The 22,415-nt window shown below is 65.7% G+C and carries 21 protein-coding genes; 19 read left to right on the top strand and 2 right to left on the bottom strand.

Annotation, left to right across the window (positions count from 1 at the left end; all coding sequences use genetic code 11):
• The first annotated feature begins 15 nt into the window (after positions 1-15).
• From CH249_RS00830 to CH249_RS00805, 6 genes are all read left to right on the top strand, one after another.
• The gene (locus CH249_RS00830; RefSeq protein ID WP_230596661.1) at positions 16-729 is read left to right on the top strand and encodes a GntR family transcriptional regulator; all 714 of its coding nucleotides are present in this window, start codon (positions 16-18) and stop codon (positions 727-729) included.
• Positions 730-951: 222 nt separating this feature from the next.
• Entirely contained in the window at positions 952-2,130 is a 1,179-nt protein-coding gene (locus CH249_RS00825; protein ID WP_179273125.1) for a Xaa-Pro peptidase family protein, read from the top strand.
• A gap of 2 nt (positions 2,131-2,132) precedes the next feature.
• Positions 2,133-3,491, top strand: a complete 1,359-nt coding sequence (locus tag CH249_RS00820; RefSeq protein WP_373453496.1) for a PLP-dependent aminotransferase family protein — start codon at positions 2,133-2,135, stop codon at positions 3,489-3,491.
• Positions 3,488-4,684, top strand: a complete 1,197-nt coding sequence (locus CH249_RS00815) for a M20 family metallopeptidase (RefSeq protein WP_094682559.1) — start codon at positions 3,488-3,490, stop codon at positions 4,682-4,684. The genes CH249_RS00820 and CH249_RS00815 overlap by 4 nt, the downstream gene beginning before the upstream one ends.
• A 114-nt stretch (positions 4,685-4,798) precedes the next feature.
• The gene (locus CH249_RS00810; protein ID WP_230596658.1) at positions 4,799-6,229 is read left to right on the top strand and encodes an MFS transporter; all 1,431 of its coding nucleotides are present in this window, start codon (positions 4,799-4,801) and stop codon (positions 6,227-6,229) included.
• The gene (locus CH249_RS00805; protein WP_094682558.1) at positions 6,229-7,185 is read left to right on the top strand and encodes a D-2-hydroxyacid dehydrogenase; all 957 of its coding nucleotides are present in this window, start codon (positions 6,229-6,231) and stop codon (positions 7,183-7,185) included. Before CH249_RS00810 ends, CH249_RS00805 begins: the two co-directional genes overlap by 1 nt.
• A gap of 17 nt (positions 7,186-7,202) precedes the next feature.
• Here the strand turns inward: CH249_RS00805 and CH249_RS00800 are convergent, their stop codons facing one another.
• On the bottom strand, positions 7,203-8,354 hold the full coding sequence (locus CH249_RS00800) for an NADH:flavin oxidoreductase/NADH oxidase (RefSeq protein WP_045194637.1): 1,152 nt from the start codon (positions 8,352-8,354) through the stop codon (positions 7,203-7,205).
• 113 nt (positions 8,355-8,467) lie between these two features.
• On the opposite strand from CH249_RS00800, the gene CH249_RS00795 reads away from it, so the two are divergent.
• From CH249_RS00795 to holA, 11 genes are all read left to right on the top strand, one after another.
• The gene (locus CH249_RS00795; RefSeq protein WP_094682557.1) at positions 8,468-9,745 is read left to right on the top strand and encodes a glutamate-5-semialdehyde dehydrogenase; all 1,278 of its coding nucleotides are present in this window, start codon (positions 8,468-8,470) and stop codon (positions 9,743-9,745) included.
• A 45-nt stretch (positions 9,746-9,790) separates the two neighbouring features.
• Positions 9,791-10,672 (top strand): MoxR family ATPase, encoded by an 882-nt coding sequence (locus CH249_RS00790; protein ID WP_032394569.1) that lies wholly within the window; start codon positions 9,791-9,793, stop codon positions 10,670-10,672.
• Position 10,673: 1 nt separating this feature from the next.
• Positions 10,674-12,089 (top strand): VWA domain-containing protein, encoded by a 1,416-nt coding sequence (locus CH249_RS00785; protein WP_094682556.1) that lies wholly within the window; start codon positions 10,674-10,676, stop codon positions 12,087-12,089.
• A 107-nt stretch (positions 12,090-12,196) separates the two neighbouring features.
• Positions 12,197-12,910, top strand: coding sequence for a nicotinate-nucleotide adenylyltransferase (nadD, locus tag CH249_RS00780; RefSeq protein ID WP_373453499.1), 714 nt, complete (start codon positions 12,197-12,199; stop codon positions 12,908-12,910).
• Positions 12,907-13,296 carry a ribosome silencing factor gene (gene rsfS / locus CH249_RS00775; protein WP_032394567.1) on the top strand — a complete coding sequence of 130 codons (390 nt, stop codon included), beginning with the start codon at positions 12,907-12,909 and terminating at the stop codon, positions 13,294-13,296. The genes nadD and rsfS overlap by 4 nt, the downstream gene beginning before the upstream one ends.
• Entirely contained in the window at positions 13,293-13,946 is a 654-nt protein-coding gene (locus CH249_RS00770) for a histidine phosphatase family protein (RefSeq protein WP_094631095.1), read from the top strand. Before rsfS ends, CH249_RS00770 begins: the two co-directional genes overlap by 4 nt.
• Positions 13,933-14,682 carry a diglucosylglycerate octanoyltransferase gene (gene octT / locus CH249_RS00765; protein ID WP_094682554.1) on the top strand — a complete coding sequence of 250 codons (750 nt, stop codon included), beginning with the start codon at positions 13,933-13,935 and terminating at the stop codon, positions 14,680-14,682. The genes CH249_RS00770 and octT overlap by 14 nt, the downstream gene beginning before the upstream one ends.
• Positions 14,679-15,527 carry a DegV family protein gene (locus CH249_RS00760; protein WP_094647560.1) on the top strand — a complete coding sequence of 283 codons (849 nt, stop codon included), beginning with the start codon at positions 14,679-14,681 and terminating at the stop codon, positions 15,525-15,527. Before octT ends, CH249_RS00760 begins: the two co-directional genes overlap by 4 nt.
• Before the next feature lie 109 nt (positions 15,528-15,636).
• The gene (locus tag CH249_RS00755; RefSeq protein ID WP_094682553.1) at positions 15,637-16,518 is read left to right on the top strand and encodes a ComEA family DNA-binding protein; all 882 of its coding nucleotides are present in this window, start codon (positions 15,637-15,639) and stop codon (positions 16,516-16,518) included.
• Positions 16,515-18,107, top strand: coding sequence for a ComEC/Rec2 family competence protein (locus CH249_RS00750; RefSeq protein WP_094682552.1), 1,593 nt, complete (start codon positions 16,515-16,517; stop codon positions 18,105-18,107). Before CH249_RS00755 ends, CH249_RS00750 begins: the two co-directional genes overlap by 4 nt.
• 58 nt (positions 18,108-18,165) lie before the next feature.
• Positions 18,166-19,134: a DNA polymerase III subunit delta gene (gene holA, locus CH249_RS00745; RefSeq protein ID WP_371828359.1), complete on the top strand. Its 969-nt coding sequence runs from the start codon at positions 18,166-18,168 to the stop codon at positions 19,132-19,134.
• A gap of 129 nt (positions 19,135-19,263) precedes the next feature.
• Here holA and rpsT read toward each other — a convergent pair whose 3' ends face one another.
• Positions 19,264-19,524 (bottom strand): 30S ribosomal protein S20, encoded by a 261-nt coding sequence (gene rpsT, locus CH249_RS00740; RefSeq protein WP_027497522.1) that lies wholly within the window; start codon positions 19,522-19,524, stop codon positions 19,264-19,266.
• Positions 19,525-19,879: 355 nt separating this feature from the next.
• On the opposite strand from rpsT, the gene CH249_RS00735 reads away from it, so the two are divergent.
• Positions 19,880-21,439, top strand: a complete 1,560-nt coding sequence (locus tag CH249_RS00735; protein WP_254924288.1) for a circularly permuted type 2 ATP-grasp protein — start codon at positions 19,880-19,882, stop codon at positions 21,437-21,439.
• Positions 21,440-22,414, top strand: coding sequence for an alpha-E domain-containing protein (locus tag CH249_RS00730; RefSeq protein ID WP_032394562.1), 975 nt, complete (start codon positions 21,440-21,442; stop codon positions 22,412-22,414).
• The last annotated feature ends 1 nt before the right edge of the window (position 22,415 follow it).

Raw genomic sequence — 22,415 nt, 5'->3', positions numbered from 1 at the left:
GAGAGGTTTTCGATCATGCCCAGTTCGAGACGACTGACGCCCATCGACGCACGCAACACGTCGATGGTCATTGCCGACCAGATTCGCGACCGCATCATCGACGGGTCCTACGCCCCAGGGGAACAGATCAACGAGGCCAACGTCGCCGCGGAACTCGAGATCTCGCGGGGACCGGTCCGGGAGGCGTTGCAGCGTCTCAATCAGGAGGGGCTCCTCGTCAGCTACCGGAATCGAGGCGTGTTCGTCGTCGAGCTGAGCAGCGAGGATGTCACCGAGATCTACGAATCCCGCGCGGCGATCGAGGTCGGTGCCGCGTGGACTCTGGTGCACGGCGATCGCGCTCGTTTGGTTTCGGCTGCCGATGAGCTCTCGGCCATCGTGATGCAGATGCAGCCGTTCATCGATCGGGCGGACTGGCGAGGTCTTGCCGAACGGGATCTGGCGTTTCACACCGCCCTGGTCGCGGCAACGCGCAACAGCCGAATGTCGCGAATGTACGCCACGCTCGCTGCAGAGGCGCGAATCTGCATGGCCAACCTCGAAACCGCGTACTACCGGCCCGAGGCGCTGGTGGAGGAACACCAGCTGATCGTCGACCTCCTGCTCGGATCCGACTGGGACGCACTGGAAAAGGGCGTGCACGAGCACATGGACACCGCTATCCACGATCTGACTCGCGCCATGGTCGAGGAGCAGGCAGAACACTCGGCGCTGGCCACTCCGGGTTAGTCGCCTGCCCGCAACACAGCATTTACATCCGAAGTCTTGCGAACCTCTCGCGCCAGCGCTTAGCCTGATTGTCAACAATCTACTAAAACGACTTCCTTGAAGGGGGTGCCCGTGAACGACTCACCCGACGCCGCCTACGTCACCGCACTCGGACCCGACGAGACCACAGGACGGGCCGCTCCAGGCCTGGCTCGGTACCCCGATGTTCCGAACAGCACGCCGATCACCTTCACCGACGAGGAGTACGCCGCCCGGCTCGCTGCCGTCCGAGAGCGGATGGCAGCGCAGAACCTCACCGCGCTCATCGTCACCGATCCCGCGAACCTGTACTACCTGCTCGGCTACAACGCCCTCTCCTTCTACACCCCGCAGATGCTGTACGTGCCCCTCGACGGAGAGATGTACTTCTTCGCCCGCGAGATGGACGCCAACGGCGCGTTTCGGACGTCATGGCTGCCGCAGGATCGAACGTTCGGCTACCCCGAAACATTCGTACAGCGCAAGGACACCCACCCGTTCGTCTGGGTCGCCGCAAAGCTGCGGGAACTGGGACTGGTGAACAACTTCGAACACGGCCAGGTCGGGCTGGAGATGGACTCGTACTACTTCAGCCCGAAGGCATTCGAGGCACTGGTGAAGTCGCTACCCGAATACCGCTTCACCGACTCCTACGAACTGATCAACTGGGTGCGCGTGGTCAAGTCGCCGGCGGAGATCGCCCTGATGCGCGGTGCCGCCCAGGTGTGCGAGTCGGCGATGTCGGCCGCGTACCGGTCGATCTCGGTCGATGAACGGCAGTGCGACGCAGCTGCTGCCATCATGAACGCACAGGTACGCGGCACCAAGGAGTTCGGCGGCGACCACCCCGCCATCGTCCCGATGCTGCCCACCGGTGCCGGAGCCGACACCCCTCACCTGACCTGGTCGCATCAACCCTTCGTGCGGGGCGAGACCACCGTCGTCGAACTGGCCGGAGTGTTCCGGCGCTACCACGTCCCGATGGCGCGCACCATCGTTCTCGGAAAGCCAAGTCCGCGTTTGGATTACCTCGCCAAGTCCACCGGGGAAGCCCTGAACGACGTGCTCGCAACCGTACGGGCAGGCGTCACCGCCACCGAGCTGGCGCAGGTGTGGAACACCAGCCTGGCCAAGCACGGACTGCACAAACCATCGCGCATCGGCTACTCGATCGGCATAGCCTACGCACCCGACTGGGGTGAGCGCACCGTCAGCCTGCGCACCGACGACGAGACGGTACTCGCCGAGAACATGACGTTCCACATTATCGGCGGAATGTGGATGGACGACTACGGATACGAGGTATCCGAGGCCGTTCGTGTCACCGAGAACGGCCTCGAAACCTTCACCGCATACCCCCGAGAACTACTGACGAAGGAGTGAGCATGACCGCCACCGCACAAGGTCGCCCCGCAGGCTCCACTCCTGTTACGAAGGGTCGTTCCGCAGGCTCCACTCCTGCCACCCATGGTCGTTCCGCAGGCTCCACTCCTGCCACCCATGGTCGTTCCGCAGGCTCCACTCCTGCCATCCCCTGGGCACTACGAACCGACAAGCTGGTGGGATCGGTGATCGATTCGTCGACATCGCTCCTCGCCGCGCAGAAACACGACATCGTTCGATTCGCCATGGGATCTCCTGCAGCCGAGACGGTTCCGGCCGCTGCGTTCACCGAGATCGCCGGCAGCGTACTCACCGCGGACGCATTCGATTACGGTGCCACCGAGGGTGATCCGGGTTTGATCGACGCGTTGCTCGCATACCTCGACTCGGTGGGCGAACCCACGACCGAGGAGCGGGTGGTGATCACCTCAGGCGGAATGCAGGGCCTCGACATCGCGTGCAAGCTGTTCATCGACCCGGGCGACCTGGTGATCGTCGAAAGTCCCACGTACACCAACGGAACCGCGACCGTACTCAGCTACGGAGGTGACATTCTCGAAGCTCCGATGGACAGTGACGGCCTCATCGTCGAGGCGTTGCCCGAGCTCGTCGAGCGCGCAGGTCGAGTGCCGAAGATGATCTACGTGATTCCCAACTTCCAGAACCCGTCCGGGGTCACCCTGTCGCTCGAGCGGCGTCAGCTGCTCATCGAGCTGGCACACCGGTGGGGATCGGTCATTCTGGACGACGATCCGTACGGCCTGCTGCGCTTCTCGGGGGATCCGATTCCCAGTTTCGGCACGCTCAGTCCGAACGACCCGTTGATCTTCTCGGTTCGGACCTTCTCCAAGATGATCGCTCCAGGACTGCGAGTGGGGTGGGTGGACGCCGCCCCCGAGGCTCGGCAACTGATCGTCAACGCCAAACAGGCCATGGATACGTGCACCAACCTGCCCGGTCAGCGGATGGTGGCCGAGTACATCCGGCGCGGCCTGCTCGACGAGCATCTTCGATCGTTGGCCTCGGTGTACCTGCCCCGCAAGGTCGCGATGCAGAACAGCATCGAGAGGTACTTCGGCGAGTCGATGTCGACGACGGATCCCGAGGGAGGCTTCTTTCTCTGGGCGACGTTGCGCGGCAACGATGTCGACTTCTCGACGCAGGACCTGTTCGAGACGGCGCTGGCCGAGGGCGTGGCCTACATACCGGGGCCGGCATTGTCGGTGGGTGGGAAGTTCCACGACTCGTTACGGCTGTGCTTCGCCTCGTCGACGCCCGAACGTATCGACGAGGGGATCAGGCGGCTGGCGGCAGCGGTGGAGAAGTCCAAGCATCTGCTCGCCTCCGATCCCACCCGATGACCGTCTCGGATTCCGAACGCGCTCTGCTGGATTCGATCGACGAGCACGAGATCGTGACTCTGACAGCGGCGTTGATCGACGCGGGTGGCGAAAACCCCGGCGACACGGAGGAGAAGACCGCAAAGGTTCTCGCCGAGCACTGTCGCGCACTGGGATTCGACGTTCGAACCGTCGAGGTGGTTCCGGGTCGGCCCAACGTCATCGTCTCGATCGGATCCGACGATCGCCCGGGAGTCCTCTTCGTCGGGCACTCGGACGTGGTCCCCGCGGGAACGGGCTGGACCACCGACCCCTTCTCCGCCGTGGTTCGAGACGGCCGCATCGTCGGCCGCGGGGCCTGCGACATGAAGGGCGGCCTCGCCGCCGTCGTGGCCGCGATGACCGCGGTGCAGCGCGCCGGTCTTGCCGACGAGCATCCGATGACGTTGGCGTGCCTGGTCGACGAGGAAGACACCGGTCTCGGCATCCGAGCGTTCGTGGCCGACCCACCACTGCGGAACCACAGCCACTGCGTGGTGGCCGAGCCGACGGATCTGGTCACCATTGTCGGTTGCCGAGGCGCCGCCAATCTGGAGATCGAGATTCGCGGCCGCTCCGCACATGCGGGACAACCTCGTAACGGAGCCAATGCCATAGCGGCTGCAGCGCGCGTCATCGCGATCATCGACGACTGGCAGATCGAGCTGGACGGCAAACCCGACCCCGAGTTGGGCCCCGCCACCTGGAACGTGGGAACCATCTCCGGTGGGACGGGAACCTCGATGGTCGCCGATCGCTGCACGCTCACCGTCGATCGGCGACTGCTTCCCGGCGAGCGCGCCATCGATGTCGTCGACGAATTGCGCTCACGTATCGAAGCAGCGGATGTGACCGGATCCGGTATCGAGGTGACAATCGACGTCGCGATGGAGATGCCCGGCTTCCTGACCAGCGCAGACAGCGGATTGGTCAGCACCGCAGTGCAATCGGTCCTCGACACCGGATCTGCGAGTTCGACTGACATCTGGACTGCTTCGTGCGATGGTGGTTTCGTGGCACAGCAGATGGGTATCGGCACCGTCGTGCTCGGTCCGGGGGAGATCGAAAACCAGGCACATCGGCCGGACGAATCCGTGGCCGTGCGGCAATTGACCGACAGCGCAAGGGCGTACGCGTTGATAGCCACCAGAATCGCTGCGCCACCTGGTCTTTAGCTTCCGAGAAGGGGGTTGGCCGAAAAGCACGTTCCGGTTGGCCGTACAGTCGAACGCTGCGAAGTACCACACCGACGCTCCATGTTGTTCACAAAAGCGAGAGGTATTTCGACCGTGACCGAAAATTCAGGGTCGGCATCCACGCCGACCGGATATCCACCGAGCACCGACACGCTGAGCCCGAACGAGACGAAGATCCTGCACCGAGCGATCGGCGGATCGGCGCTCGGAAACGCAGTCGAGTGGTTCGACTACGCGGTGTACGGCTATCTGGCCGTGTACATCGCCGCGAACTTCTTCCCGTCCGAGGACGGGGGCGCAAGCCTGCTCTCCACTTTCGCCGTGTTGGCCGCGTCGTTCATCATCCGCCCCATCGGCGGCATCGTGCTCGGCCCACTCGGCGACCGCATCGGTCGTCAGAAAGTCCTCGTGCTGACCGTCTCGATGATGACGTTGGCCACGGCGACGATCGGTGTGCTGCCGACATTCGACACCATCGGCATCGCCGCACCGTTGTTGCTGCTCGTCTGCCGATTGGTGCAGGGCTTCTCCACCGGTGGTGAGTACGGTGGCGCAGCAGTGTTCATGGCCGAGTACGCGCCGGACAAGAGGCGCGGATTCTTCGGATCGTTCCTCGAATTCGGCACCCTCGCCGGCACCGTGGGCGGTGCCACCCTGTGCACCCTGCTCAACGTCGCGCTCGGCGACGAGACGATGGAGGCCTGGGGCTGGCGCATCCCGTTCCTGGTCACTCTGCCGCTGGGCATCGTTGCACTGTGGTTGCGGACCCGCCTCGAAGATTCTCCGGTGTTCGCCGAGGCCAAGGAGGACGGCGGCACGGTCGACGAGGGTGCGGGCGGAGCGATCACCTCGCTCAAGGCCACCATGACGTACTGGCAGCGGATCCTGATCCTGATGGGATTCGTGTTGCTGCTGAACATCGCCTACTACACGGTGCTGACGTTCTTGCCCTCGTATCTGAGCGACACGTTGGGCCACAGCACGACTCAGTCCAACTTCACTCTCGTGGCCATCATGATCGTCATGATGGCGATCATCAACCCCATCGGCGCTCTGTCCGACCGAGTGGGCCGAAAGCCGTTGCTGCTGGCGGCCTGCGTCGGGTACTTCGTGCTCAGCGTTCCGCTGTTCCTCCTGATCATCAACACCGGACTGATTGGCCAGAGCATCGGCCTGCTCGGTCTCGGAGTGTTGCTGGTCATCATGTGCTCGTGTGTGTCGTCGACCCTGCCCGCGCTGTTCCCCACTCAGGTGCGTTACGGAGCGTTCGCCATCGGATACAACGTCTCGACGGCGCTCTTCGGCGGTACCGCTCCGCTGATCCTGACGTTCCTCATCGAACGAACGGGCTCGAACCTGGTCCCGGGCTGGTACATGATGATCGCGGCAGCCATCGCCTTCGTGCCGATTCTGCTGATGCCGGAAACCGCAGGCCGTTCGCTGCGCGGAACCCAGTGCCCCGGCGACAACGACGACGAGGTGGCCGCGTCCGGGGTCGAGCTCGTCGGCTACAAGAAGAAGTAGTGGCACCGGTCCTCGTCGTTCTGCACGCCGGCGACCTCCCCGACGGGCTCGACTCCGTCGCGGAGGTCGCCGACGTCCGGTACGCCACTGCCGACACCCTCGGTGATGCGGTCGACGGTGCCGACGCGTTGTTGCTGTGGGACTTCTTCTCCTCCGCAGTCGAATCGGCATGGCCGCGCTGCAGTTCGCTGAAGTGGATCCACATCGCCGCTGCCGGCGTCGACTCGTTGATGTTCGACGAGCTAGTGGAATCCGATGTGGTCGTCACCAATTCGCGGGGCGTCTTCGATCGGCCGATCGCAGAGTTCGTGCTTGCGCAGATCCTCGCCTTCGCCAAGGGCTCCGAACGTTCACGTGCACTGCAGCATTCGAAGATCTGGCAGCACCGCGAGACCGAGCGCATCGATGGTGCTCACGCGATGATCGTGGGTACCGGCGCGATCGGCCGCGCGATCGCGAGCCTGCTGAGCGCGGTGGGAATGTCGATCTCGGGTGTGGGTCGAACGGCACGAGAGGGCGACCCAGATTTCGGCACCGTCTGTGGCAGTGCCGATCTCGCGGCTCGAGTAGAGCGTGCCGACTACCTGGTGCTGGTCGCCCCGTTGACCGAACAGACGCGAGGAATGGTCGACGATTCGGTGCTGGCCGCGATGAAACCCGGTTCACGCGTCGTGAACGTGGGCCGCGGGGAGTTGCTCGACACCGAGGCACTGCTGGCGCACCTGGCCACCGGGCACATCGCAGGTGCCGCACTCGACGTGTTCGAGACCGAACCGCTCTCGGCCGACCATCCGTTGTGGACGGCCGAGAACGTGATCGTCACACCGCACATGAGCGGTGACGCCTCGGGATGGAAGCTGCGACTGGCAGAATTGTTCGCCGACAACGCACGTCGATACTTCCGCGGCGAACCGTTGCTCAATGTCGTGGACAAGAAGCTCGGCTTCGTGGTCTGAGGTCGTGGTCTGAGGTCTCAGTAGGCCCGCTCGTACTGCGGCGCCACGGCCGGGAGCATCTCGACGCCGAGTTCGCGGGCAGCGCGCCGCGGCCAGTACGGATCCCGCAGGAGTTCACGCGCCAGCAGCACGGCCGTCGCCTCGCCCAGCGAGACGATGTCCTCCGCCTGCTTGGGTTCGGTGATCATGCCGACCGCGGCAGCGGGCATGGTCGTCTCGTTCTGGATGCGCCGCGCGAACGGAACCTGGTAGCCGGGACCGACCGGAATCTTGGCGTGCACGTTTCCGCCGGTCGAGGTGTCGACCAGATCCACCCCGTGCTCGGTGAGGATCTGCGCCAAGGCCACCGTCTGATCCGACGTCCAGCTCGGAGCCTCCAATGCGGGCGTGCCCTCCCCACCGGGTCGTTCCGCAGACTCCACTCCTGCAGCGTTCTCGGGCTCGTCGAGCCAATCCGTCGCCGACAGGCGAACGAAGACCGGAAGCTCGGCCGGCCACACCTCACGCACCGCGTCGACGACCTCGATCAGCAGCCGCGTGCGACCCGAGAAGTCGCCGCCGTACGAGTCGGTCCGCGTGTTGCTGGCGGGGGACAGGAACTGGTGCAGCAGGTAGCCGTGTGCGCCGTGTATCTCGACAACCCGGAATCCTGCTTTCAGCGCGCGCTGAGCGGCAGTCCGGAAGTCGTCGACGATTTTCGCGATGTCCTCGGTTGTGGCCTCCCTCGGGGTCGCGTAGTCACCGAACGCAACCGCGCTCGGGCCGACGGTCTCCCAGCTTCGGGGATCCTCGGCGGGCAAGGACTTGCCACCCGACCAGGGAGCCGCGGTCGACGCCTTGCGGCCCGCGTGTGCCAGCTGGATACCCGGCACGGTTCCGAAGGACTCGATCTCGGTGACGATCGCTGCCAATGCGTCGGCCTGAGTGTCGTTCCAGATACCCAGGTCCGACGGGCTGATTCGACCCTCGGGGCTCACCGCGGTGGCTTCGGTGATGATCAACCCGGCACCGCCGATTGCCCGGCTCACCAGGTGGGTGCGATGCCAGTTGCCGGCGACGCCGACACTGTCACCCGCCTCGTCGGCCGAGTACTGGCACATCGGTGCCATCCACACCCGGTTCGGGAAGGTGACCTCACGCAGGGTCAGAGGCTCGAACAGCGCACTCACAAGTGGTTCCTCCGGTCTTCGGGCGGCGTCGACGGTCGGTCGACGATCTTCACGCTGTGCTGCAACGACGCGGCGATGCAGCTTCATTCCCGGCCCCTATTAGTGTGTAGTTCATGACAGCTTCCGTCTCGGCCGAACCGGTGACCACGACTGCCGACGAGCGAGAGAACGTGCACGCCGCAGCCCGCCGAGCGCGCACCGCATCACGCGCGCTCGCGCTGCTGACGACTGCAGAGAAGGACGCTGCGCTGCATTCCGCGGCCGACGCGGTCGTCGCTGCAGCGGAGTCGGTACTCGCCGCGAACGCAGTCGATATCGAGAACGCGCGAGCGGCCGGTACCGACGAGGGGCTGCTGGACCGCCTGCGGCTGACCGCGTCGCGCATCGACGGCATCGCCGCCGGTCTGCGACAGGTGGCCGGGCTGCCCGATCCGATCGGCGAGATCATCCGTGGTTCGACGCTGCCCAACGGGCTGGAGATTCGGCAACTGAGAGTTCCGCTCGGCGTGGTGGGCATGGTCTACGAGGCTCGGCCCAACGTCACCGTCGACGCGTTCGGTCTCGCGTTCAAGTCCGGCAACGCGGTGCTGCTACGTGGTTCGTCGTCGGCGGCACGGTCCAACGTGGCACTTGTCGAGGCACTGCAGGGAGCGTTGCGCGGTCACGGTCTGCCCGAGGCCGCGGTGCAACTTCTCGGAAGCGCCGACCGTGCCACGGTCACCCACCTCATCCAGGCGCGCGGACTGGTGGACGTGGTGATCCCGCGCGGTGGAGCAGGACTGATCGCTGCGGTCGTGCGCGACGCAACGGTCCCCACCATCGAGACCGGCGTCGGAAACTGCCACGTGTACATCCATGCTTCTGCCGATCCGGAGACGGCCGAGAAGATCGTGCTCAACGCCAAGACCCGACGGGTCAGCGTCTGCAACGCCGCCGAGACCGTGTTGGTGGACTCCGCGATCGCCGAGACCATGGTGCCCCGGCTGCTCCAGGCGTTCCAGATGCACAGCGTCACTGTGCACGGGGACCTGCCCGGGCTCGTGCCTGCGCGCGACGAGGACTGGTCGCAGGAGTATCTCTCCCTCGACATCGCGCTGAAGGTCGTCGGCGGTATCGACGAGGCGATCGAGCACATCGACCGATACGGCACCGGCCACACCGAGGCGATCGTCGCCGCCGACATCGGTGCCGCGCGCGAGTTCACCCAGCGGGTCGATGCGTCCGCGGTGATGGTCAACGCGTCCACGGCGTTCACCGACGGAGAGCAATTCGGCTTCGGAGCCGAGATCGGTATCTCGACTCAGAAGCTGCACGCGCGTGGACCCATGGGATTGCCCGAATTGACCTCGACCAAGTGGACCGTGTGGGGCGACGGACACGTCCGAGACTGACACCCCTCGAAGTACCGGCCAGACCCGATCATCAGGAGCTGTGACATGGATCGTGCCCTACCGACGACACCCCCGCTGTTCGCCAGCGTGGACGACGTCCAGAGGCGCCTGGCCGAGACGGGCTATCTGGCCGACAAGGCCACCGCCACCTCGGTGTTTCTCGCCGATCGCCTCGGCAAGCCGCTGCTGATCGAAGGTCCGGCGGGAGTGGGCAAGACCGAGTTGGCCCGTGCCGTCGCGCAGACGACCGGGGCCGAACTGGTGCGGCTGCAGTGCTACGAGGGTGTGGACGAGGCTCGCGCGCTGTACGAGTGGAACCACGCCAAGCAGATTCTGCGCATCCAGTCCGGTACCGCGGCCGATTGGGACTCGACCAAGCTCGATGTCTTCTCCGAGGAATTCCTGTTGGCGCGGCCGCTGCTGCAGGCGATTCGTCGTACCGATCCCACGGTTCTGCTCATCGACGAGACCGACAAGGCCGATGTCGAGATCGAAGGTCTGCTGCTCGAGGTGCTCAGCGACTTCGCGATCACCATTCCCGAACTCGGCACGATCGTGGCCGAGCGGACGCCGTTCGTGGTGCTCACCTCCAATGCCACCCGTGAACTGTCCGAAGCCCTGAAGCGTCGCTGCCTGTTCCTGCATCTGGACTTTCCCGACGCCGACCTCGAGCGCCGGATTCTCGCCAGCAGGGTTCCCGAACTGCCCGAGGCCGTCGCCGAGCAGATGATCAAGACCGTGCGGGTACTGCGCGCGATGCAGCTCAAGAAGTTGCCCTCGGTGGCCGAGACCATCGACTGGGGACGCACTCTGTTGGCGCTCGGTATGGACACCCTCGACGACGATGCGGTTCGCTCCACACTCGGTGTGGTGCTCAAGCATCAGTCGGACCAGGTCCGCGCGGCAGCCGAACTCCGGCTCAACTGACATGCAGGCCCCGCACGGAATTCCCGGTCACCTCGTCGGTTTCGTCGATGCGCTGCGTCGGCGTGGAATTTCGGTCGGGCCGTCGGAGACGGTCGATGCCGGACGCGTCCTGTCGGTTCTCGACCTGCTCGATCGGGAGGCCGTGCGCGAGGGTCTGGCCTGTGCACTGTTGCGCCGGCCGACGCATCGCGGAGTCTTCGACGCCCTGTTCGACCTGTGGTTTCCGGTTGCATCGGGCACCAGGGACTCGGGGCAGATCGATACCGCGTTGCCTCGCACCGACGCCGGCGACGTCGACATCGATGCGCTCCGCGAGCTGTTGGTGGATCTGCTCTCGGACGACTCGGCCGAGGCCGCGGAGTTGACCCAGATGCTGGCAGCGCAGATGGTCGAGGAACTCGGACAGTACAAGTCCTCCAACGGGCCCTCGTTCTCGGCGTATCAGGCCCTGCGCGACGTTGCGCCCGAAACGTTGCTGCGCAAGATTCTCGACGGATTGCTCGGGCGCAGCGAAAACGCGCCCGATCGCCCCACCGACGACTACGAGTCCGAGGTCGCCAAACGCACTGCCGCGCAACGTATCGCAGACCTACGCAAGATGGTCGAGAGCGAGACGAGGCGTCGTTCGGCAGAGAAGCTGGGCCGTGAGCGGGTAGCGAGCTACGGGGTGCCCAAGCTCGCCGAGGAAGTCGACTTCCTGCGGGCCTCGGACACCGAGATGGCGGCGCTGCGGCGTAACGTCACCCCTCTCGCCCGGCTGCTGGCGTCGCGACTTGCGGTGCGGCGCAGCCGAAGCAGACACGGCTCGATCGATCTGCGTCGCACGCTGCGCAAGTCGATGTCCACCGGCGGTGTCCCGATCGACCTGGTCGAGCGCAAGCCTCGGAGAGCACGCCCCGAACTCGTTGTGCTGTGCGATGTCTCGGGCTCGGTGGCAGGATTCAGCAATTTCACTCTGCTGCTGGTGCATGCACTACGCGAGCAGTTCTCGCGCGTGCGCATCTTCGCGTTCATCGACTCCACCGACGAGGTGACGCGATTCTTCGATTCCGGATCCGATCTCGGAGCCGCGATGAGCCGCATCATCGGCGAATCCGATCTCGTGACGTACGACGGACACTCGGACTACGGCCATGCACTGACGACGTTCGACGAGAAGTACGCCCATGCGGTCACCAGTCGCAGTTCGGTGCTGATTCTCGGTGACGCCCGCACCAACTACCGCGAACCGAAGCTGCCGGCGTTGGCGCACATCGTGTCGGTGGCCAAGCATGCGTACTGGCTCAATCCGGAACCGAAATCGCAGTGGGGTTCCGGCGATTCGGCGGCCAAGGTGTACTCCGACGTGATCGCGATGCACGAGTGCCGATCGGCTCAGCAGCTCGCCACCGTGGTCTCGCGTCTGCTTCCGGTGTGAGGCATGTGACGCCCAGCGGCAACCCGGACGTAGAATCGGCGGTTGTGCAGCGCGAATCCGAACCCGGCGACGATACCGGTAGGCAGTCCGTCCGCCGTTTGGGCGTGATGGGCGGCACCTTCGACCCGATTCATCACGGGCACCTCGTCGCCGCCAGCGAAGTGGCGGACAAGTTCGCTCTGGACGAGGTGATCTTCGTCCCCACCGGAAACCCGTGGCAGAAGGAAGGCAAGTCGGTCAGCCCGGCAGAGGATCGCTACCTGATGACCGTCATCGCGACGGCGTCCAATCCGAGATTCTCGGTCAGCCGGGTGGACGTCGACCGGGAGAAGTCCACCTACACCGTCGACACCCTGCGCGATCTGCGATCGCAGCATCCCAATGCCGAGCTGTTCTTCATCACCGGCGCGGACGCGCTCGAGTCGATCCTCACGTGGCAGAACTGGGAGGAGTTGTTCGAGCTCGCCAAGTTCGTCGGCGTCTCGCGTCCCGGGTTCGAGCTCGGCGTCGAACATCTGGCCAACCACCTTCGATCGCTACCCGCCGACACTCTCACATTGATGGAAATCCCTGCACTCGCGATATCGTCGACGGACTGTCGACTTCGAGCCGGTGAGAATCGGCCGGTCTGGTACCTCGTACCGGACGGCGTCGTGCAATACATCTCGAAGAGGAATCTCTACAGACCACGAGGCGCTCAGCGTCTCGACGGATCCGTCACCATGTCGGAACCAGCGCCCCAGAAGAAGCAACCGGCAGGGTCGGTCACCAGCGCAATGACCGAGAACCCGAGCCATACGAGTGGGAGTACACCGAAGTGACTGCAACAGCCGAAGCCGCCGAGATGGCGCGGATCGCCGCGCTCGCAGCCGACGACAAACTGGCCGGCGACGTGGTGATTCTGGACGTCTCCGATCAGCTCTACATCACCGATTGCTTCGTCATCGCCTCCGCGCCCAACGAGCGTCAGGTCAACGCGATCGTGGAGAACATCGAGGACCAGCTGCGTGAGGCCGGACACAAGCCGGTCCGCCGCGAGGGCACCAGAGAAGGCCGTTGGGCGCTGCTGGACTACTCCGACATCGTCGTGCACGTCCAGCACAACGAGGAGCGGAACTTCTATGCACTCGAGCGGTTGTGGAAGGACTGCCCGACCATCGAGGTTCCCGGTCTCGGACAGCATCCGGCTCCGGAATCGGAGCAATGATCAGACGGCTCATCCTGCTTCGGCACGGTCAGACGGAGTACAACGCCACCGACCGCATGCAGGGTCAGCTCGACACCGATCTGTCCGAGCTCGGCCGCAGCCAGGCGAAGACGGCCGCCGCCGAGCTGGCGACGCGTGATCCGATCAGGATCGTCTCCTCGGATCTGCGGCGAGCTCTGGACACTGCGAACGCGCTCGGAGACGCGGCCGGTGTGGCGGTGTCGACGGACGAGCGTCTGCGCGAGACCCATCTCGGTCAGTGGCAAGGGCTCACCCACACCGAGGTCGACGACATCGCTCCCGGGGCACGACCGGCCTGGCGTGCGGACGCCACCATCGCCCCACCCGGTGGGGAGAGCCGCATCGACGTCGCCCGACGCAGCGTGCCGCTGGTTCGTGAACTCACGGCAGGAGTCCCCGAGTGGGGTGCAGGCGGCAGCGAGCGACCGCTCGTCCTCGTCGCGCACGGAGGTCTGATCGCGGCGCTCACCGCCGCGCTGCTCGATCTACCGACCGATCGCTGGCCGGTACTCGGAGGCCTCGCGAACACCAGCTGGGTTCAGCTCGGCGCGCACGGCCCCGGCGAGAACCCGTCCTGGCGACTGGACGTGTGGAACGCCTCCGCGCGGGTGGCCAGTGACGTCCTCTGAGACGGCGCGGCCCGCGCTGCTCGTCCTCGCGGACTCGTTGAGCTACTACGGACCCGAGGGCGGACTGCCCGTCGACGACCCGCGACTGTGGCCCAATCTCGTTGCAGCGGAACTGGATTGGACGGTCGAGTTGGTTGCGCGCATCGGCTGGACGAGTCGTGACGCGTGGTGGGCCCTGACCCAGGATCCGCGAGTGTGGGCAGCCATTCCCCGTGCCGGTGCCGTCGTGCTCGGAATCGGCGGCATGGATTCGCTCCCGTCACCGTTGCCGACTGCGCTCCGGGAGCAGATCAGATACGTCCGACCGCCTGCCCTGCGGCGCGTGGTTCGCGCGGGATACCAAGCGGTGCAACCCGTTCTGTCGCATCTCGGTTGGCCCGTTGCGCTGCCGCCGCGGCTCAGCGTCGAGTATCTGGAACAGACCCGTGCGGCACTGGCGTACGTGCGTCCCGAACTTCCCGTCATCGGTACCTATCCATCGGTGCACCGCTGCGATGCCTACGGCAAGGTCCACTCCGGTCGCGAACCCGCCGTCCGCGCGCTGCGTGCGTGGAGCTCGGACAGGAACGTCCCCATGGTCGACCTCGCCGACGCCGTGCGACCGAACATCGAGTCCGAGAACGCGAACCCCGACGGCATCCACTGGGGATGGGACGCCCACATCGCAGTCGCCGATGCGATGCTCGAGGTGCTGCGACCCGTCGCCGCCGCCCGATCGATGATCGAAACGCCGTGACCGTCGCCGTCGTCACCGACTCCTCCTCCTGCCTGCCGGCCTCACTCGCCGCAGAGCGAGGCATCACGCTGGTGCCACTGCACGTGCTGGTCGACGGAATCGACCACCGTGAGGGTATCGACGAGATCCCCGATCAGTCCTCTTCGGGCAAGCAGGTGACCACTGCGGGGGCCTCTCCGGGTGAGCTCACCGAGGTCTACGCCGCGGCTCTCGAACGCAGTCGAGGTGCCGGTGTGGTGGCACTGCACATCTCTCGGGGACTCTCGAGCACCTGGGAAGCTGCGCGCCAGGCCGCAGATCACGTGGGCTCGGCCGTCCGAGTCGTCGATTCCGCCTCGGCCGGAATGGGACTGGGCTTCGCAGTACTGGCTGCGGCAGCCACCGCCGCCGGGGGAGCAGAACTGGACGCGGTGTACCGCGACGCCGTCGCCGCGTCGACGACGTCGCGATGCTTCATCGTCGTCGATCGACTCGACCACCTGCGACGCGGCGGCCGAATCGGTGCCGCTGCCGCCTTGCTCGGCACGGCGCTGGCGATGAAGCCGGTCCTGCACATCACCGACGGCAAACTCGTGTTGCGGGAGAAGACGCGGACCTCGTCCAAGGCGCTGACCAAGCTGGTCGATGCAGCCGTCGCTGCCGCGGAGGAGGTCGGTGACGAATCGGGGGTTGCACTCGCGGTGCACCACATGCAGTGCCCCGAGCGGGCCGAGGACGTAGCCGCGATGCTGACCTCCCGGATACCGCATTCGACCAGCATCGACGTCTATCCTTTCGGTGCCGTTCTGGGTGCTCACGTAGGCCCGGGCGCGGTCGGTGTCGTCGTGGCGTCCGGACGTCGATAGGCGCGTCGCGTCCCGCGTTCATCCACAGCCTCCGGGTTCGTACACAGGGCAGTCTGCGACCTGCAGTCCTCGGTGAACGAACCGATCGTGCGCACTAGCGTCCTCGAGCATGGGCGGCAACGACGATCGGGCGCACACGGTGGCGCGATTGAACTCCGTGCGCAGACAACACGATTCCTCCCGCGATCGTGCCGTGCCCGAGGGCGTGCGACCCGACGCCGAGTCCACGGATCCGGATTGGCTGCTGCTGGAAGCACAACGAGAAGGTGCCCCGTGGTCGGCCCTGCTGCCGGCGCGGTGGCGATCCGCCCGCGTGAACCCGGGGAAACAGGGGGCGCTGGCGATGGCGGCGGCCGGAGTCTTCGTCGTGCTGGTCGCGGGATTCGCGGTGGCCAGGGACGCACCGAGTCCCGCACCGGCACCACCCCTCGCTGTGGTCGCGACCGACAGCTCGGACACCGATGGCACGGTGGATACCGATGGCACGGTGGATTCTGTGCCGACCGCCGAGGCCGAACTCGTGGTGAGCGTCGTCGGGCTCGTGACGCGTCCCGGATTGGTTTGGCTGCAACCGGGTTCGCGAGTTGCCGACGCGCTGGCCGCGGCAGGCGGCGCTGTCGAGGGTGCCGACCTACTGGCGCTCAACATGGCCGCGCGAGTCGCCGACGGTGATCAGGTCGTCGTCGGCGTCGTGCCGCCCGAGGCAGCTCCACCGGTCAGCAGTACGACATCCGAGATCGAGGCATCGACAGACGGTAGCGGCGTACCGGCCGGGGTCGGAGGTTCCGCGCCCGGCGGGACGGTGGACCTCAACGCCGCGACCGTGGCAGAACTGGACGCGCTGCCCGGGGTAGGGCCGGTCACCGCGACTTCGATCGTGAAGTGGCGAGAGATCAACGGCCGCTTCACATCCGTGGATCAGCTGTCCGAGGTGGACGGCATCGGGCCCGGCAGACTGGCGAAGATCCGCGACCTGGTGCACGTCGGATGACCACCGGTGCCGCGTCCGCCCCTGCGCCACAGACCGAGGATCTTCTGCCGTTCGACGTGCGACTGGTTCCGGCCGCTGCGGTGTGCTGGTCGATCACCGCGGTCGGAATTCTCGGAGGACCCGCTGCTGCCCTGGCTGCTACCGCCTCGGCGGTTGCGGTGGTGCTGCTCCTCGCGGTGGCATTGCACGGGTTGTCTGCTCGGCGTGCCCGGCCGGGTCCGAGTCGGTCCGGTGCGGCGGCGGTGATCGTGCTGGCGCTGTGCTTCGGGGGAGCGATCTGGCTTCAGATGCGCTCGCTGGCAGAGCATCCCGTGGCGGCGGCGGCAGAGAATCGAGCCTGGATCACCGCGACGGTGCGGCCGGCGGAGGACCCGCGCCGTCTGACGGCTCCCGGGCCCGCGACCGTGATGGTGAAGGCCGCGATGACGCGCGTCGACGTGGGCGGCGAGGCGTGGAACGTCGGTGGAATGGTGTCGATCATCGCACCGGAGTCCAGTTGGTCGGCATTGCTGCCGGACCAGGTGGTCACCGTGCGGGGCAGGCTCGGCGAGCCAATTCGGTCGGACATGACCGTGGCCGTGATCCGCACTTCGGGTCCGCCGGTCACCGTGGACGAGCCTGGAACGATCTCTGCTGCGGCCGCCACTTTCCGATCGAATTTGGCTGCGGTGGCGCAGAATTCGATGCCACCCGATCGTGCGGGTCTGCTGCCCGGTCTCGTGGTCGGCGACGTGTCGCGGCTGGACGAGACGGTATCGGACAATTTTCGGGCGGCAGGCCTCACACATTTGACCGCTGTGTCCGGAGCGAACTTCTCGATCCTGATCGGTGCGATTCTGTTGGTGTTGCGAGGTGTCGGGGTCGGACCCCGCACCACGGTCGCGGTGGCGTTCGTCGTACTCGTGGCGTTCGTGATCGTGGCCCGGCCGTCGCCGAGTGTGCTGCGGGCGGCAGTGATGGGGTCGATCGGCTTGGTGGCGTTGGTCACCGGCAGGCGCAGGCAAGCGGTACCGGCACTGTGCGGTGCGGTGTTGGGGCTGCTCGCGTGGTGGCCGAGGCTCGCGGTGGACGTCGGGTTCGTGCTGTCGGTGTTCGCCACCGCCGGGCTCGTACTCGTCGCTCCGATCTGGGTCGACTGGCTTCGGGCCCGTGGCTGGCCGAGAGTTGCAGCGGAAGTGGTGGCGGTCGCCGCGGCAGCGCACGCGGTGACGGCGCCGATGGTCGCGGCCGTGTCAGGAACGTTCAGCGTAGTGGGAGTGGCCGCGAACGTGCTGGTGGCACCGGTCGTCGCTCCGATCACCGTGGTGGGCTTTCTGACGGCGGTGACCGCCACCGCCAGCACCTCGCTCGCGGAGCTGATCGCGCAGTTGGTGTCGGCACCGCTGTGGTGGCTGATCACGGTGGCAGAGAGGGCCGCGTCGGTGCCGGGCGCGGGCGTCGTGGTCCCCGATGGCGTCGGGGGCGCAGCACTGGCAGCGTTCTCGACGACCGCGCTGCTGACGGCGTTGCGTTTCAGGGTGTTTCGATGGACGGCCGCAGCCGTGGCGATGGCGACACTCGCGATGTGGACGGCGCACGTTCTCTGGTGACCGCTCGGTCTTCGAGCGGATGCTCGCAGTGTCGGTCGCACATGGCACGATCATGGTCGTGACTTCGAGTGTGGCTCCTCTGCATCTGGTCCTCGGCGACGAGGAACTTCTGATGGATCGCGCGGTAGCCGCGATCGTGGCTCAGGTGCGTGCGAATGCTGCGATTCCGGGGGAGGACCTGCCGGTCACGCGGTTGCGCACCGGTGATGCCAGTGCCCCGGAACTCGCCGAACTGCTCAGTCCCTCGCTGTTCGCCGAGGATCGCGTCGTGGTGCTCGAGGCCGCGGCCGAGGCAGGCAAGGACGCTGCTGCTCTGGTACTCGACGCCGCTACCGATCCGCCCGAGGGTGCAGTGGTGGTTGTCATGCACTCCGGCGGCGGCCGGGCCAAGGCGATGGTCGGTGCGCTGCAGAAATGCGGTGCTCAGGTGCACGAATGCGCCAAGCTCACCAAGCCCGCCGAACGTATCGACTTCGTGCGCGGAGAGTTCCGTACCGCCGACGTCCGGGTGAGCGGCGACGTGATCGAGGCGGTCGTCGAGTCGGTGGGCAACGAACTTCGCGAATTGGCGTCGGCCTGTTCGCAGTTGGTCTCCGATACCGGGGGCAAGGTCGATCTCGCCGCGGTGCGTCGGTACTACTCCGGCAAGGCCGAGGTGTCCGGGTTCGACGTCGCAGACAAGGCGGTGATCGGAGACCGAGCCGGCGCGCTGGAGGCTCTGCGGTGGGCCATGCACCGGGGCGTGGCGCACGTGTTGCTCGCCGACGCGTTGGCCGACGCCGTCCGCACGATCGCGCTGGTGGGTTCGGCGGGCCGCGGCGACCCCTTCCGCATGGCAGGGGAGTTGGGCATGCCGCCGTGGAAGATCAAGAAGGCGCAGGGTCAGGCGCGCGGGTGGAACGGTCGATCCATCGCCCAGGCGCTGCGTGTGGTGGCGCAGTTGAACGCCGACGTCAAGGGTCAGGCAGCGGACGCGGACTATGCAGTGGAGAAAGCGGTGGCCGAGGTCGCATCACTGGGCAGGTAGCGTCGACCGACCGCAGAGCGCAGGACAGGCACAGCGCAGTACAAGCCCTGCGCACTGAAAGTTCGGCGCACGAGAAAGCCCGCCGCGTCCTTCTCGGATGCGGCGGGCTTTCTCGAGCTCAGAGAGTTATCAGAGCTTGTTGACTGCGAGAGCCAGTGCCGACTTCTTGTTGGCTGCCTGGTTCTTGTGGATGACGCCCTTGCTGGCGGCCTTGTCGAGCTTGCGGCCTGCATCGAGAAGAATCTCGGAAGCCTTGTCCTTGTCGCCCGCAGCCTGTGCCTCGCGGAACGAGCGGATGACGGTGCGAAGGGAGGACTTCACCGACTGGTTGCGCAGGCGTGCACGCTCGTTGGTGAGAATCCGCTTCTTCTGGGACTTGATATTGGCCACGCGTAAAATCCTTGTCGTCTTCGTCGGTATTCCGGTCAGGGCGATCCATGCTGGAATGCCCGAAGTCTGCTGCTGAGCGTTGGAGCCCTGCGCCGAAGACCGAGAATACCAGCACGATCGGCCAGAACCCAATCCGGACCGGGGTGACGATGCGTTTCAAGAAATTAACGCTTCTACCGCGCCTAACTCCTGTCTCTGTAGCAACATGGCCAGAATGAGTCCGCGATCGGCAACGCATGCCACCACCAAGGCCAAAGCGACCAAAACCAAGTCAGCGGATCGTGACGAACCCGAAGCCGACGGAGTGTTCGGCGGGTATTCCGACGTCGGAAAGTACAGTCTCGCCTTCGACGAGATGTTCGACGCCGACGGGCGCACCCGAACTCCGTACAAGGGCATCCACACCGCACTCGCCCCGGCGAACGCGGTGGACCTGGATGCGAGATCCGACGCGCTGGGACGAGCCTTCATCGACCAGGGCATCACCTTCTCTCTGTCCGGCCAGGAACGCCCCTTCCCGCTCGACCAGGTACCCCGTGTCATCGCGGCGGGCGAGTGGTCACGTCTCGAGCGCGGCATCAAGCAGCGCGTCAAAGCTCTCGAGATGTTCCTCGCCGACATCTACGGCGACCAGGAGATCCTGCGCGACGGAGTGGTACCCAAGCGGCTGGTGACCTCCTGCGAGCACTTCCACCGAGAGGCGGTCGGCATCACGCCGCCCAACGGTGTGCGTATCCACGTCGCGGGCATCGACCTCATTCGCGACGCGCAGGGCACGTTTCGTGTCCTCGAGGACAACCTCCGGTCACCGTCGGGCGTTTCCTACGTCATGGAGAACCGTCGCACCATGGCCCGGGTGTTCCCCGATCTGTTCGCCAGCCACCGCGTCCGCGCCGTCGGTGACTACGCCTCGCATCTGCTGCGGGCACTGCGCGCGTCGGCCGCCCTCAACGAGGCCGACCCGACCGTGGTGGTTCTCACTCCTGGCGTCGCCAACTCGGCGTACTTCGAGCACTCGCTGCTCGCGCGACTGATGGGCGTCGAGCTCGTCGAAGGACGCGACCTGTTCTGCCGAGACAACATCGTCTACATGCGCACCACCGAGGGCGAGCGTCAGGTCGACGTCATCTACCGACGCATCGACGACGACTACCTCGACCCCATGCAGTTCCGTCCCGACTCGGTGCTGGGAGTTGCAGGTCTGGTCAATGCCGCTCGGGCAGGCAACGTCGTCATCTCGAGCGCTGTCGGGAACGGCGTCGGCGACGACAAGCTCGTCTACACCTACGTGCCGACCATCATCGATTACTACATGGGCGAGAAGCCGCTGTTGGCCAACGTCGACACGTTCCGGTGCTGGCTCGACGACGAGTGCGAGGAAGTTCTCGACCGCATCGACGAACTGGTCATCAAGCCGGTGGAAGGCTCGGGCGGCTACGGCATCGTCTTCGGGCCCGACGCCTCGCCGAAGGAACTCGCCACGATCAGCAAGAAGGTTCGCGCGGATCCGCGCGGTTGGATCGCCCAGCCCGTCGTGCAGCTCTCGACGGTGCCGACCAAGATCGGCGATCGATTGGTACCGCGCCACGTCGACCTGCGGCCGTTCGCCGTCAACGACGGCGACGACGTCTGGGTGTTGCCCGGCGGCTTGACCCGGGTTGCGTTGCCGGAGGGATCCCTGGTGGTCAACTCGAGCCAGGGCGGCGGCAGCAAGGACACCTGGGTACTCGCCACCCGAACCTCTCTGGAGGAGCAGGAGCTCGCCGGCGAGGAGATCGTCAGCGTTCCACCGGAGTCGCCGATGGCCGAACAGGGCCCGGAGCTGACGATGGACCAGCAGATGAATCAGCAACAGCAACAACAGCAGCAGCAACAGCAGGCAACGAACTCGGACTCGAACGGCGGTGGACAGTAAATGCTCGCGCGCAACGCAGAGTCGCTCTACTGGATCGGACGGTACGTCGAGAGAGCGGACGACACCGCCCGCATTCTCGACGTCACCGTCCACCAGCTTCTCGAGGACGCCACGGTCGATCCGGACCACACGTCGCGAGTGTTGTTGCGAGTGCTCGGCTTCAAGCACGAGCCGGACGTCTCGCTCGACGTGTGGTCGCTCACCGAGGTCGTCGCCTTCAGCCGGGACGGGTTGGGTTCGATCGTGGACTCACTGTCCAGCGCACGTGAGAACGCCCGTGGTGCACGAGAAGTCACGTCCAGTGAGATGTGGGAGTGCTTGAACACCACGTACAACGGTTTGAACGAGCGCATCAGGGCGTCCAAGCGCACCGGCCCGGCCGAGTTCTTCAGCTACATCGAGGAGCGCGCCGCGATGTTCGCCGGTCTCGCGGACTCCACCCTCAGTCACGACGACGGCTATCGCTTCCTCCTGCTCGGTCGCTCGGTCGAGCGCATCGACATGATCGTTCGGTTGTTGCTCTCGCGAGCCGGTGACCGGCCGTCGTCGCCGGCTTGGGTCACGGTGCTGCGCTCCGCCGGTGCTCACGACACCTACTTGCGCACCTACCGCGGCGCGCTCGACGCCCAGCGAGTTCTCGAATTCATGTTGCTGGACAGGCTCTTTCCGCGCTCGGTGTTCTACGCACTCAACGAGGCGGAACGTTCGCTCGATCAGCTCGACCATCAGCCCAACAGTCGAGTCGGTGCACGCGCCGAAGCGCAGCGCCTACTCGGCCGCGCTCGTAGCGAACTCGAATTCCTTCGTCCCGGTGAAATTCTCGACGATCTGCAGGAGCGCCTGCTCTCCCTGCAGGAAACCTGCCGTGAACTCGGTGACGCGATCTCCAAGCAGTACTTCCATGCAGCTCCGTGGGTTGCGTGGACGGACGCCGGCTCGGGAACATTCGAAGATCAACTGGAAGGTGAACTGTGAG

Source organism: Rhodococcus sp. 05-2255-3B1 (genome assembly GCF_002258545.1).
GTDB lineage: Bacteria > Actinomycetota > Actinomycetes > Mycobacteriales > Mycobacteriaceae > Rhodococcoides.
Note: the sequence above shows the minus strand (reverse complement) of the source record. Positions and strands in the feature narration are given on the sequence as shown.

Bases quoted from the DNA above. Each gene is read 5' to 3' on its own strand.
- CH249_RS00785 (WP_094682556.1), top strand. From the start codon at position 10,674: ATGCAGGCCCCGCACGGAATTCCCGGTCACCTCGTCGGTTTCGTCGAT.
- CH249_RS00795 (WP_094682557.1), top strand. From the start codon at position 8,468: ATGACAGCTTCCGTCTCGGCCGAACCGGTGACCACGACTGCCGACGAG.
- CH249_RS00770 (WP_094631095.1), top strand. From the start codon at position 13,293: ATGATCAGACGGCTCATCCTGCTTCGGCACGGTCAGACGGAGTACAAC.
- CH249_RS00815 (WP_094682559.1), top strand. From the start codon at position 3,488: ATGACCGTCTCGGATTCCGAACGCGCTCTGCTGGATTCGATCGACGAG.
- nadD (WP_373453499.1), top strand. From the start codon at position 12,197: ATGGGCGGCACCTTCGACCCGATTCATCACGGGCACCTCGTCGCCGCC.
- CH249_RS00830 (WP_230596661.1), top strand. From the start codon at position 16: ATGCCCAGTTCGAGACGACTGACGCCCATCGACGCACGCAACACGTCG.
- CH249_RS00755 (WP_094682553.1), top strand. From the start codon at position 15,637: ATGGGCGGCAACGACGATCGGGCGCACACGGTGGCGCGATTGAACTCC.
- CH249_RS00750 (WP_094682552.1), top strand. From the start codon at position 16,515: ATGACCACCGGTGCCGCGTCCGCCCCTGCGCCACAGACCGAGGATCTT.
- CH249_RS00820 (WP_373453496.1), top strand. From the start codon at position 2,133: ATGACCGCCACCGCACAAGGTCGCCCCGCAGGCTCCACTCCTGTTACG.
- CH249_RS00735 (WP_254924288.1), top strand. From the start codon at position 19,880: ATGTTCGACGCCGACGGGCGCACCCGAACTCCGTACAAGGGCATCCAC.
- CH249_RS00730 (WP_032394562.1), top strand. From the start codon at position 21,440: ATGCTCGCGCGCAACGCAGAGTCGCTCTACTGGATCGGACGGTACGTC.
- CH249_RS00790 (WP_032394569.1), top strand. From the start codon at position 9,791: ATGGATCGTGCCCTACCGACGACACCCCCGCTGTTCGCCAGCGTGGAC.